At 65.0% G+C, this 12,704-nt stretch carries 11 protein-coding genes; 7 read left to right on the top strand and 4 right to left on the bottom strand.

What is annotated here, in order from left to right; all coding sequences use genetic code 11:
* Together ACFVUS_RS24735 and ACFVUS_RS24730 are read right to left on the bottom strand one after the other, a co-directional pair.
* Positions 1 to 1,122, bottom strand: a complete 1,122-nt coding sequence (locus ACFVUS_RS24735) for an acyl-CoA dehydrogenase family protein (protein WP_387770880.1) — start codon at positions 1,120 to 1,122, stop codon at positions 1 to 3.
* A 240-nt stretch (positions 1,123 to 1,362) separates the two neighbouring features.
* A complete protein-coding gene (locus tag ACFVUS_RS24730; protein ID WP_387770877.1) occupies positions 1,363 to 2,736 on the bottom strand; it encodes an MFS transporter in 1,374 nt (457 codons plus the stop codon).
* 426 nt (positions 2,737 to 3,162) lie between these two features.
* On the opposite strand from ACFVUS_RS24730, the gene ACFVUS_RS24725 reads away from it, so the two are divergent.
* A complete protein-coding gene (locus tag ACFVUS_RS24725) occupies positions 3,163 to 4,374 on the top strand; it encodes a cytochrome P450 (RefSeq protein WP_387770874.1) in 1,212 nt (403 codons plus the stop codon).
* Between the two features lie 10 nt (positions 4,375 to 4,384).
* The gene (locus tag ACFVUS_RS24720) at positions 4,385 to 5,623 is read left to right on the top strand and encodes a cytochrome P450 (RefSeq protein WP_387770871.1); all 1,239 of its coding nucleotides are present in this window, start codon (positions 4,385 to 4,387) and stop codon (positions 5,621 to 5,623) included.
* Between the two features lie 19 nt (positions 5,624 to 5,642).
* Here ACFVUS_RS24720 and ACFVUS_RS24715 read toward each other — a convergent pair whose 3' ends face one another.
* A complete protein-coding gene (locus ACFVUS_RS24715; RefSeq protein WP_387770868.1) occupies positions 5,643 to 6,314 on the bottom strand; it encodes a TetR family transcriptional regulator in 672 nt (223 codons plus the stop codon).
* A gap of 90 nt (positions 6,315 to 6,404) precedes the next feature.
* Here ACFVUS_RS24715 and ACFVUS_RS24710 point away from each other — a divergent pair, with 90 nt between their 5' ends.
* The 3 genes from ACFVUS_RS24710 (at position 6,405) to ACFVUS_RS24700 (ending at position 9,539) form a co-directional block, all read left to right on the top strand.
* On the top strand, positions 6,405 to 7,841 hold the full coding sequence (locus tag ACFVUS_RS24710; RefSeq protein WP_387770865.1) for a DHA2 family efflux MFS transporter permease subunit: 1,437 nt from the start codon (positions 6,405 to 6,407) through the stop codon (positions 7,839 to 7,841).
* Between the two features lie 77 nt (positions 7,842 to 7,918).
* Positions 7,919 to 8,377, top strand: coding sequence for a hypothetical protein (locus tag ACFVUS_RS24705; RefSeq protein WP_387770862.1), 459 nt, complete (start codon positions 7,919 to 7,921; stop codon positions 8,375 to 8,377).
* 124 nt (positions 8,378 to 8,501) lie between these two features.
* A complete protein-coding gene (locus ACFVUS_RS24700; protein WP_387770859.1) occupies positions 8,502 to 9,539 on the top strand; it encodes an FAD-dependent monooxygenase in 1,038 nt (345 codons plus the stop codon).
* Here ACFVUS_RS24700 and ACFVUS_RS24695 read toward each other — a convergent pair.
* Positions 9,536 to 10,480, bottom strand: a complete 945-nt coding sequence (locus ACFVUS_RS24695; RefSeq protein WP_387770856.1) for a DMT family transporter — start codon at positions 10,478 to 10,480, stop codon at positions 9,536 to 9,538. The two genes, ACFVUS_RS24700 and ACFVUS_RS24695, sit on opposite strands and share 4 nt — an antisense overlap.
* A gap of 120 nt (positions 10,481 to 10,600) precedes the next feature.
* Here ACFVUS_RS24695 and ACFVUS_RS24690 point away from each other — a divergent pair, with 120 nt between their 5' ends.
* Together ACFVUS_RS24690 and secY are read left to right on the top strand one after the other, a co-directional pair.
* Positions 10,601 to 11,224 (top strand): class I SAM-dependent methyltransferase, encoded by a 624-nt coding sequence (locus ACFVUS_RS24690; RefSeq protein WP_387770853.1) that lies wholly within the window; start codon positions 10,601 to 10,603, stop codon positions 11,222 to 11,224.
* A gap of 160 nt (positions 11,225 to 11,384) precedes the next feature.
* A complete protein-coding gene (gene secY, locus ACFVUS_RS24685; RefSeq protein WP_387770851.1) occupies positions 11,385 to 12,704 on the top strand; it encodes a preprotein translocase subunit SecY in 1,320 nt (439 codons plus the stop codon).

The raw sequence follows: 12,704 nt of genomic DNA, 5'->3' as shown, positions 1-12,704 counted from the left end.
CTAGCGCTCGGCATCGGTCCGGAGCCGATTCGCGATGGTCAGGCGTTGAATTCTGTTGGTGCCCTGCAGGGTTTGCAGCAGCTTGGCCTGCCGCATCGAGTGTTCGACCGGCTCGCCGGGCAGGTACGCGCTCGCGCCCAGTAGTTCGACCGCGTCGGCGGTGATGCGCGCCGCGGTATCGGTGGCGAACAATTTCGCTTGCGCGCACACCAGGGTCGAGGTCAGCGGATCCCGGTCGAAGCCCGCGCACGCGTGATACAGCAGTTGCCGTGCCGCCGTCAGACCGGTCGCCATATCGGCCAAAGTGAAACCGACACTTTGGTGTTCGATGAGTACCTGCCCGAATCTGACGGTCGACCCGGCGAAGTCCAGCGCCCGCTCGTACGCGGCATCGCCCAGCCCGATCGCGCAGGCCGCCAACCCGAGTCGGCCCTGCGTGACCAGGATGTCGGAGACCAGTGCACCGCGGTCGCGGCGGCCCAGGATCCGTTCGGCGGGCACGCTGGCATCGTCGAAGACGATGTCGGACACCGGAATCGCGAGCCCGCGCAGCTGCTCGAACGGTGCGGACACGCGTACTCCCGGCGTATCCGCGGGTACCAGGAACGCGGTGATACCGCCGATCCCGGCATCGCTGGTTCGGGCGTACACGATCAACTCGTTCGCGACCGCCGCATGTGCGGCCCAATTCTTGTACCCGGTGAGGCGGTATCGGTCACCATCGCGCACCGCCGTGAGTTCGAGCGCGGACAGATCGGATCCCGCGTTCGGCTCGCTCATGCAGTTGACCGCGAGAATCTCCCCGGTGCGCAATCCCGGCCCCAGCGCCGACCACAGTCGATCGGAGCCGTGACGGCGAATCGTATTGGCCGCCAACGCCTGTACCTGGACCGCCTCGGCCAATTCCACCGAGTGCCTGGCGATTCGCTCCAGCGCGATACAGCACTCGCGCGCTGGATTACCCACTCCCGCAGCGGGATCGAGTATCGATTCCACGACCCCGGCGCGCAGCAGCTCGCCCAGTACGGCCCGATAGCGTCCGGCCGCCAGGTCCTCGGCGGCCGCGGTGATGAGCGAATCGCATTGTCGCAGTGTGTCCGGCGCACTTTCGGTATGCGGCACAGTTCCCTCCCGAAACGATGGCAGATGGTTGCCGACGAGCAATCGAATGGAACCGGCTTCCCCGGGCGGCGCTGCCCCTCATGCCGGTTCGCTCATCGCAACTGGCGTCGATCTTGGCAGAGAACAACCCGGTGCGCAACCGTTATGTTATTGAGTATTCTTCACGAAAGTCTGTGTGATATGCGCAGTTACACCTGCTCACGTTGCATCGGTGTGACCGTAAGGTAATAGCGAGTCTTGCTATGTCGGGTGATTGTCGGTGACGGCGCGTGACGGGAGAAGTGATGCCACCACAAAGCCCGCGAGACCGATCCCCGCCAATGCGAGCGTCGCGGTGGCGTAGGCGTGGGTGGTGAGAGCGCCGACCAGGATGGTGCCCGCCAGAGCGGTGCCCAGTGCGGAGCCGAGATTGGACGCGCTGCGGGACAGGCCCGATATCTCGCCCTGGTCATCCTCGCCGAAGCTGGATTGCACGACGGTCACCGAAGGGGTGAGCATGAGCCCGATCCCGAGGCCCAGCACCAGCAGTCCAGGTGTGAGCGCCCACGGATTCTGGGAGCGCCCGGCCGAGACGGCGAGCGCGCCCAGGCCAAGGACGCTGGCGAAGAAGCCGACTCGAATCAGGGTGCGCTGGCTGCGTTTGCGTGCGAAACGTGCTGCGGCAAGCGAGGATACGAGCAATCCAGCGGTGGCCGCGGTGAATATCACCCCGGTCTGCACGGCGTTGTATCCGCGTATCACCTGCAGATAGGTCGCGACCGTGAAGGATGTGCCGATGAGCAGCAGCCATTGCAGCAGCTGCGTGATCAGGCCGAGGTTGGCCGTGCGATCGGTGAACATTCTCGTCGCGATCAGCGGTTCGCGGTCGCGGCGCTCCTTGGCGCGAATGTTGACGAAGAAGCCCGCCAACGCCAGCGCTCCGACTCCGATCAATGCAATCGTGAGTCGAATATCGTTGTCGGCCAATTGTATTCCCGCCACCACCAGGATCAGACCGCACGCCGAGAGCAGCGCGCCGAGGACATCGAAGGACGATTCCGGGTCCGGCGGCAATGGATCCGCGATACGCCGCCCCAGCACCGCGATCAACCCGACGACGATTGCCTGGAACAGGAAGGCCGCACGCCAGCTAAGTGTGGTGGTGATGAGCCCGCCGATGAGCGGTCCGGCGGCCGCCCCGACACCGCCCATCGCCATCACTATGCCGAATGCCTTCGCCCGCGCGACGGATTCGGTGAACAGCAGCGTCGTCAGGATGTAGACGGGCGGAATCAACAGCGCCGTGCCGATGCCTTCCAGTATCGAGTTTCCCAGGATCAGCACGCCCAGCCCGGGCGCGAGCGCACTCGCCAGCGCGCCGACCCCGTACACGAGTAGTCCGGCCAGCAGGCAGCGTTTGCGTCCGTACCGGTCCGCGAGCTTGCCGCCCGGAATCATCAACGCGGCCATCACCAGCAGAAACAGTGTGATCACCACCTGCACGCCCTGCACCGTGGTCCCAAGGTCGGTGCTGATGTCGTTGATCATCACGTTCATGTTCGAGCCCGCGAAGCTACAGATGAACTGCGCCAACGCGAGCGGGGCCAATACCCCGCGCGGAACGGATGGCGCCATGATGACCCTCCATCACCTCATACCGGCCTCCGCCGCTCGGCGGCGCGGAACTGCGGGTTCCAGCCAACCGGCCGACGCATGTTTGGGCGTCCTGCGAAACGGACGAGATTCGCTTCGCCGCAGCAAGCGCGGCATATCGGCCCGCGGATGCCGGGCGCCGGATGGGTGTGCCGTCTGGGAATATGCTGCGACACAGTATCCGAGTGGCTAACGTAGGGTCGGACGCAGTGAAAGTTGCTCCGGGGCAACCGATGTGAGGACCGGCTTGCCGACGGGGTGGTAACACCGATACCGGGAGGGCGTGGGGAGGTCCGATTGCTTTGCGGCTCAGCTCATTTCCATGAGCGAACAGCCGTCCCGGAGTCAATTTCGCTTGTGCCGCCGTGCTTTGATCGTCTGTCAACTCATCTTCTCAGAGGGAGTGTTGTGACCATCTCGAACCTGCGGGAACCCATGTACACCGCCGAGTTCGCCACGAATCCGCATCAGCTCTATGAGCGCTGGCGCGGATCGCACGGGTCCCTGGTGCCGATCGAGCTCGCGCCGGACGTGCCCGCGACCCTCGTCATCGGCTACGCGACCGCGCTGCGGATTCTCAACGATCCGCAGCATTTTCCCGCCGACCCGCGCATCTGGCAGGACTCCGTGCCCGCCGGCTGCCCGGTGCGACCCATGATGGAATGGCGTCCGAATGCCTTGCGCAGCAGCGGATATGAGCACACGCGCTACCGCACGGCCAATGTCTCCGCACTCGATACCGTCGATCTCTACGGTATGCACGCGGTCATCGAGCGGCTGTCCGGACCGTTGATCGCCGAATTCGCCGGCGGGACCGGACAGGCGGATCTGCTGGGCCAGTACATCTATCCGCTGGTCTATCGGGTGCTGGCCGTCATCCTGGGCTTCGACGACGACACCCTGGAACTGGTCTCCAAGGGTATGGCCCTGATGTTCGACTCCGGCGGCGAGGCCGAGGCCGGAAGCGCCATGATGGCGGCGGCGCTGGCCGAGCACATCACACGCAAGCGCGCCCATCCCGGCGCCGACGTGACCTCGGAAATGCTCAGGTCCACCGACCTGAGCACCGAGGAACTCATTCATCAACTGGTCACCCTGCACGGCGCCGGAAGCGAGCCGCAGGTCCATCTGATCTCGAACACCCTGCTGTTGCTGATGACCGACGATCGCTTCGCCGGTGACCTCATCGGTGGCAGCCTGTCCACCCGCGATGCCCTCGATGAGGTGCTGTTCACCAATCCGCCGATGGCGAACTACTGCGTCAGCTACCCGCCGCAGCCGATGCTGATCGACGGTGTCTGGCTGCCCGCGCACCAGCCGGTGCTGATCAGCATGTCCGCCTGCAATGCCGACCCCACCATCCGGCTCGATCGACACGATCGCTTCGGCAACCGATCACATCTGGCCTGGGGCGGCGGTCCCCATCAGTGCCCCGCCCGGCAGCTCGGTTACCAAATCGCCATGGACGCAATCGATTACCTGCTCGACGCACTGCCCGAACTCCGATTGGCCGTCGCCATCGATGATCTCGTCTGGCGGCCCGGCCCGTTCAACCGAGCTTTGACCGCGCTGCCCGTCGAATTCCCCCCTACTCCGCATATGCCGTATCCACTCGAGTGAGGAAATGACGATGGAGCACACGACGCCGCTGGTGCTGGACCCGACCGGCAAAGATATTCAAGGTGAGTCGGCGCGGATTCGCGCACTGGGCCAGGTCACCAAGGTCGAGCTGCCCGGTGGGATCCACGCCTGGTCGGTCAGCGATCAGGAGATCCTGCACGATCTGTTACGCGATCCCCGGGTGTCCAAGGATGCCCGGCAGCACTGGCCCGCCTTCAAATCCGGTGCGGTGGGCCAGGATTGGCCGCTCTACACCTGGGTCGCGGTCGCCAATATGTTCACCGCCTACGGCAGCGACCACACCCGGCTGCGCAAGCTGGTGCGGCCCGCGTTCAGTTCTCGCCGCACCCAGGCGATGCGGCCGCAGGTGCAGGCGCTGGCCTCGGATCTGCTCGACAAGCTGGCCCTGACCCCGGCCGGGCAACCCGTGGATCTGCGCGAAGCCTATTGCTACCCTTTGCCGATCGGGGTCATCTCGGAGTTGATGGGGGTTCCCGATTCGCTGCACGCGGGTTTGCGCACCTGTGTCGACGGCATCTTCGACACCACCTTCACCGCCGAGCAGGCGCTGGCCAATTTCGTTGAGATGCAACGGATTCTGCGTGAGCTGGTGGCCTACCGCACCGAGCATCCCGCCGATGACATGACCAGTGTGCTCATCTCGCACCGCGACGAGGATGACGGCTCCGCGCTGACCGAACAGGAATTGGTCGACACCCTGCTGCTGGTCATCAGTGCCGGTCACGAGACCACCGTGAACCTGCTCGACCAGGCCATCTTCCTGCTGCTGACCCAGCCCGAACAGCGCGCCAAGCTCGACGCCGGCGAGGTGACCTGGTCCGATGTCATCGAGGAGGCACTGCGATTCGAAGCGCCGGTCGCCCACCTGCCATTGCGCTACGCGGTCGAGGGTATCGAGGTCGGCACCGACGCGGGGCCGGTGCAGATCGCCGCGGGCGAACCCATTCTGGCTTCCTACGCCGCCGCGGGCCGCGATCCCAAGGTACACGGCGAGACCGCCGGTGATTTCGATGTGACGCGAGAAAACAAGGCGCACTTGGCCTTCGGCTACGGTGTCCATCTGTGCCTGGGTGCACCGCTGGCCCGTCTGGAGGCCGAAATCGCGCTGTCGGCGCTGTTCGAACGGTTCCCGGAGATGCGGCTGGCCAAGGATCCGGCCGAACTCGGCTCGATCGCGTCGTTCATCTCCAACGGGCACGGCTCACTGCCGGTACACCTGCACTCCTAGAAGGTGATTCGCCGCCCGCCTACCGGGGGAGTGGGAGGGCGGCGATACCGCCGATGAAGAAGTCGACACCGAAGGTGTAGTGATCCTCCGGATCGGCGCAGAAGGTCAGGAACGGCGCCGCCTGCACAACGTGCGGATAACGTTGCGGCGGAAGGCTTTCCAACGCGAGACGCTTGCGCCGGGTGGTTTCGGCCGCTTCGTCGGCGCTCTGCTGCGGCGCGGCGGCTCCCGGCTCGCCGAGCACCAGCGCGGTCGTGGTTCGCAGCGCGTTCGTGCAGATCGAGGCGGCGGTCGGCACATCGAATCCGAACTCGACCAGGATGTCGAGTGCGGTCTCGACGGCATCGAGGAACCCGGGGGAGGGTTCAGCGCTGCGTGGAATCTGCAGCAGCGGAGCCATTGCGCGATGTTCGCGCAGCACGCCGAGTAGTGATTCGGTCAGGACGCGGAATTGCCCCAGCGGCGGAAGTGAGCGATCGCGGGTGGTGTCCACCCGCGCCCACAGTCGGCCGAGTACGCCGTCGAGCAACTCGTCCTTGTTCTTGAAGTGCCAGTACAGCGCCATCGGCGTGACATTGAGTTCCTGCGCCAACCGCCGAATGGTCAGCGCGTCCAGGCCCTCGGCATCGGCCAGCGCCAGCGCGCCCTCTGCCACCGACTCCCGGCTCAGTCGATTCTCCGTTTTCGCCACTTGACAAATGTACACCGTACAGGTCTGATTGCCTCGTACATGTACGCAGTACAGGAACAACGTATAAGAACGACGTATAGGAGCAGTACTGTGCTGACCTTGCCGCGTCGCTGGTGGGCCCTGATCGGGGTTTCGCTGGCGACCTTCATGACTTTTCTCGATAACAACGTGGTCAATGTGGCGCTGCCGTCGATCCAGCGGGATCTCGGCCTGTCCATCTCGGCCCTGGAATGGGTTGTCAGCAGCTACATCCTGGTGTTCGCCGGGCTCATGCTGGTCGGCGGACGACTCGCCGACCTGTTCGGACGGCGGCGAATGTTCCTGAGCGGACTGGCCGTTTTCACCTTCGCGTCACTGCTGGCCGGGCTGGCCGGCAACGAAACCGTGCTGATCGGCGCGCGCGTACTACAGGGCGTGGGCGCGGCGGCGGCGATTCCACCGACGCTCGCGATCATCGCCGGGCTGTTCCCCGACGAGTCCGAGCGCACCAAAGCCGTCGGGGTCTGGAGTGCCATCGGCGCACTGGCTTTGGCGCTCGGGCCGTTCACCGGCGGGGTGATCAGCCAGCACACGGATTGGGGTTGGATCTTCCTGATCAATGTCCCGTTCGGCATCGCCACCTTCGCGCTGACCGCCCTGACCCTGGACGAGACCCGCGATCAGGCGCGGCCGAGTCTCGACCTGCCCGGCCTGGTGACCTCGACGGTCGCACTCTTCGCGATCACCTACGCGCTCATCGAAGGACAGGGCCGGGGCTGGACCTCGACGGTCATCCTGGGTTGCTTCGCCCTCGGCGCGGTCGCGCTGGCGGCGTTCATCATCGTCGAATCGCGTAGTGCCGACCCGATGGTGGATATGTCGATGTTCCGCTCGCGCGTCTTCAGCGGTGGCGTGGTCACCATGATGCTGTGGGGCTTCGGCGTGATGGGCATCTACTTCTTCACCGCCATGTACCTGCAAAATGTGCTGGCCCTGTCTCCGACCATGGCGGGCGCGGCATTCATCCCGATGGCGCTGAGTATGGTCGCGATCTCGCCCGTCGCGCCCCTTGCCGCTCGCCGACTCGGCACGAATATCACTGTGGCACTTGGCGTTGCCGGTATCGTCGGCGCGCTGCTGGATATCTCGACGGTCGGGGAGGGTGGTCGCTTCGTCGACTTGATCGCACCGTTCGTCGCCTTCGGTGTCGGCTCGGGCCTGCTGATGGCGCCTCTGAACACCGCCATCATGGGCCAGATGCCGGCGGCCTCGGCCGGTGCGGCGGGCGCGGTCATCAACGCCAGTCGCGAAATCTCCGCCCTGCTCGGCGTCACCATCGTCGGCGCGATCCTGACCACCCGAGCCGCGGCCTCCGCCCACGACGGCGCGGCACCCCTGCCCGCATTCCTGGACGGCTACCGCTTCGCGATCATCATCGCCGCGGCGATCGTCGCATTCGGCATCCCCATCGCCCTGCTCACCCTGCGGTCCGATCGCAGCCGGACACCCGAACCCGCTGTGGCAGAGCCTGTTCCGGCAGGTCTCTGACTCGACACCGATGGTCTGCCCGATGTCGGACCGGTACATGGGCTGCGGAACCGCGCGACTACTGACAGGGTGTAGCGGTGAGCGAGCCGAACTCCGACATCGGATCCCATCGGGAATCCGCGGTACCCGAGATCGAGGTCGAATTCTTCGTGCACCGCGAGGATTCGCTGGGCGTGCATTTCTGGGCGGATGACGGGACAGACAACGAGCTGTGGACCGATATCCGCACTCGCGCAACCTCATCGGGCAACTCCGCAACCTTCGACGACGCCTACCTACTGCGAGGCTCCACGGAACCGGCCCTGGCCACCGAGCTGCTGCTCGGTGCGCTGGGAGCCGGTGGAGCGATCACCATGCTCATCCAAATCCTGCGCGACTGGGTCGGCCGCTACCGAATCAAATCACTCAACGTCCAACTCCCCGACGGCACCCACTTCCAGATCACCGACGCGTCCATCGAGACCGTCGAACGACTCTTCGTCGCGATCGGAGCCCACCACCCCGAAACCCCGCCGCCGGACAGCTCATCGAACTGAGGTCACTGCGGCGATATTCGAAGACACCGGTCGCCATCCTCACCGCGGATAGCCTGGGTACCGATCACCTGGTCGACCTTGCTCGCAGCTATACCCGACTCATCCAGCGTTAAGGAGACTCGTCATGGTCACCATTCTCGGTGGTGGTATCGCAGGCACTGTTCTCGGTGGAGCCCTTGCCCGGCAACAACATCCGGTCACCGTGTATGAACGCCGGACGGGTCCTGCCACCGGCGCGTTCATGGTTCTGGACGGCGACGCCCATGGGTCGCTCAGCGAACTCGGTGTGTCGCTCGAGGCGCTGCACGCCGCATCGCACCCGATTCCCGGCGGCTTCGCGTTCCACTATCTGCCCGAGGGCCGCAATACCGGGCCCAGTCGCGGGCATCGGCTCTACGAACGCACCGAACTGATGCGTGTGCTCACCGAATTCGCCAGTGCCGCAGCCACGGATATTCGCTACGGGCACACCATCACCGATATCGACCTGGGCACCGGTGCGCTGCGCGGTACCGATGGTGAGCTGCCCGGCGATGGGTTGGTCATCGCCGCCGACGGTATCGATTCGCTCGCTCGCAGGCTGCTCGAGCCCACGCGCACACCGGTTTACGCCGGGCAGATCGTCATCTACGGCCAGACCTCACATCCCGTCGCGCTGCCTACCGATCCGACCGTCATGCACTTCCATGGCCAGTTCGGCCCGGGCCCCATGCCGCTGAGCTCCTTCGGGCATCTCGCCACAGACAAGACGGTCTTCTGGTTCACCCGCCTCACCCGGGAACCGATTGCCGAGAGCGACACCGGCTTTCATCCCGCGGCGGACTGGGCCGAGACGATCCTCGGCGCCGATCCCACCGCGACAGCATTGATCGGCGCAATCCTGGACGCCACCACCACGATTCACGTCTCGAATACCCGCAGCGTCCCTCTCGCCGACGCCCGCCCACCCGCGCCACCGGTCATCCTGATCGGCGACGCCGACCACGCCATCACGCCCGCCGCCGTACGCGGTGCGCGTGAAGCGATTGAGGATGCGCTTACCCTGTTCACCGCATTGACCACCGACGAATCACCGTCCGAGGCAATGGCCGAACGCCGCCGCACCCTCCTGATCAATCGCGAACAACCGCGCGCCGCGGGTACTGCCAACCGGTCCGACTAGGAGTTGTGATCCGGCGCGGGCAGGGCCGTTTGCACCAGTACCGCGCCGGTGAGAAGCACTGCGGCACCGGCCAATTGCGCTGGGCCGATCGCCTGGCCCAGCAGCAGCCAGGCCAGTACGGCCGCAACCAGCGGTTCGACCAGGGCGAGCACGCTCGCCAGGACCGCGGGGAGTTCTCGTAGCGCCAATAGTCCCGCCACGTATGGCAGCACGGTGCCCGCCACGGCCAGTATCAACAGCACGAGCCATACTTGAAAATGCGTATTTCCCAGTGCCGCGACGTTGTCGAGCTGTCGAAATGGAAGTGACCATGGCGGGGCGATCAGCGCCACCAGAACTGCGCCGATAGCCAATCCCGCGGCGGTCACTCCGAATGAATCATGTTTGCCCGCAACGTGTTCGCCGATCAGGAAATATCCGGCCGAGCAGATCGCCGCACCGATCCCGGCGGCGACGCCGAGCTGATCCAGGCCGGTCACCCGCCACGGCTGCGCGACCATCATGAGCCCCGCGATGGCCAATAATATTCCGGCCCAAGCTAATTCGGGCAGCAAGGTGCCCCGCACCACTCGCACCCACACCGCGACCAATACGGGGGCGATATTGACCAGGATCATCGCCACCCCAACGGGAATGCGGGAGACCGCGATGAAGAACAACAGCTGAACTCCGGCGACTCCCAATAGTCCGTAGCCCAGCAGGAACCCGAGATCGGCCCGAGCGAAGCGCAGCGCCCGCGGCCGCAACACCGCAACGACGGGCACCAGCAATCCCGCGGCCAGCACGATACGCACCGACGTCACCGCCGCCGGAGACCAGCCCGCCGCCATCACCGCCGCCGCGAGCGAACCCGAGCTCGCGAACAAGACCCATGAGGTCAGACTGAGCGTGGTCGCCCGGCTACGGCCGGGCACCCAAGCACGCTTCTCCGATATGGCCATGCCCGGCAGTGTGTCCGAGCCACCGAACCCCCGACCACCGAATTTCGAGCCACCATCCGAAATCGCCCGAATCACCGATCACCGCTGCCTCCGCACGCCCACTCGATTACGTTGGGCGACATGGGACTTTCGGCCGCTGAGGTATTCGACAGCTTGGGCAGAGACTACGAAAAGGCCTTCGCCGGGCATTCGGCGCATCGCGAGGAACTCGAATGGCTGCTGACCCAGCTCTCCGACGGAGCGCGGGTGCTCGACGTCGGCTGCGGTACCGGTCGCCCGACCGCCGAGGTGCTGGTGGCCGCAGGGCACGAGGTCACCGGATGCGACGTATCGCCCGGCATGATCGAGATAGCCCGCGCACAGGTCCCCGGCGCACGTTTCGAGATCGCGGACCTGCGCACACTGTCCTACCCGGAGGGCAGCTGGGATGCGGTAACGGCGTTCTTCCCGCTGCTGCAGTTGACCAGGGCCGAAATCGACGCCGCCCTGGTCGAATTCGCTCGATGGCTGGTCCCCGGCGGCATCTTCGTACTCGCGACCGTACCTGCCGACATCGAGGGCATCGATATCGAATTCATGGGAAAGCCGGTCACCGTGAGCAGCTATCCACCCGAGGAGTTCCATCGCCGCCTCACCGACGCAGGCCTCGAGGTGCTGCGCCAGCGAGTCGTCGAATTCCAGCCCGATCACCCGGACGCCACGCCGGAACCCGACCTGTTCATCGCCGCGCGAAAGCCGGTCTGACGCGACGTATGCCTCCCCCGATCGAGGGAGGCATATGTCCGCCTCTCGGGCGACGTGGAGTCGGGTGGGTGATCCGTAGCGTCGGGGGTCCCGGCAGGCTCGTCGCTGATCACTCATAGCGGGATTCGCCTGTGCAACAGCAACGTTCACAGGAGGACTCTTGCTTTCCGCCCTCGCACCGGCTTTGCGGACTCCGGATCTGCGGCGGAAGATTCTGCTCACGCTCGGATTGCTCGCGCTGTATCGGCTCGGGGCCACGTTGCCGTCGCCCGGGGTGGATTACCAGGGCGTGCGGGACTGTGTCGACAATGCGTCGGGTGGGCAGTCGGGTGGGATCTATCAGCTGATCAGTTTGTTCTCCGGTGGGGCGCTGTTGCAGCTGACGGTGTTCGCGATCGGGATCATGCCGTATATCACCGCGAGCATCATCACTCAGTTGCTGGCGGTGGTGATTCCGCGGTTCGAGGAGCTGCGCAAGGAGGGGCAGACCGGGCAGAACACGATTACGCAGTACACCCGGTATTTGTCCGTCGCGCTGGCGGTGTTGCAGGCCTCGACCCTGGTGGCGCTGGCCGGGCACGGGCGGCTGCTGCCGGGGTGTGACAAGTCGGTGCTGGCGGATAGTTCGCTGTTCTCGATGATCATCGTTGTGCTCGTCATGACCGCCGGGGCGGCGCTGACCATGTGGTTCGGTGAGCTGATCACCGAGCGGGGTGTGGGAAACGGGATGTCGCTGTTGATCTTCGCGGGGATCGCGTCTCGGATTCCGACGCAGGGGATGGCGATTCTGGACAGTCAAGGGGCGCTGGTCTTCGCGGGAATCTGCGGTGCGGCATTGCTGACCATCGTCGGGGTGGTGTTCGTCGAGCAAGGGCAGCGACGGATTCCGGTGCAGTACGCCAAACGCGTGGTGGGGCGCAAGATGTATGGCGGGTCGTCGACGTATCTGCCGTTGAAGGTGAATCAGGCCGGGGTCATTCCGGTGATCTTCGCATCATCGCTGCTGTATCTGCCGAATCTGTTGGCGCAGTTGACTCAAAGTGATTCGGGTGACCCGGCCACGTGGCAGGTGCTGATCAAGAAGTATCTGGTGAATCCGAGTAGCCCGGTGTATGTCGGGGTCTACTTCGCGATGATCGTGTTCTTCACGTACTTCTATGTCGCGATCACCTTCAATCCGGAGGAGCGCGCGGACGAGATGAAGAAGTTCGCCGGGTTCATCCCGGGGTATCGCCCGGGGAAGCCGACCTCGGACTACCTCAGCTACGTCCTGAGCCGCATTACGCTGCCCGGATCGCTCTACCTGGGCGTGGTCGCGGTGCTGCCGAACCTGCTGCTGCATTTCGGCGCCACCGACACCACCCAAACCCTGGCGCTCGGCGGCACGTCGGTGCTGATCGTGGTGAGCGTCGGCCTTGATACGGTCAAACAGATCGAGAGTCAGCTGCTGAACCGGAACTATGAAGGTTTCCTGCGCTGA

Origin of the sequence: Nocardia sp. NPDC058058 (assembly GCF_042885355.1) — a bacterium.
Taxonomy (GTDB): Bacteria; Actinomycetota; Actinomycetes; order Mycobacteriales; family Mycobacteriaceae; genus Nocardia.
The sequence above is the reverse complement of the archived record's forward strand: the minus strand, read 5'-3'. Positions and strand labels throughout refer to the sequence as shown.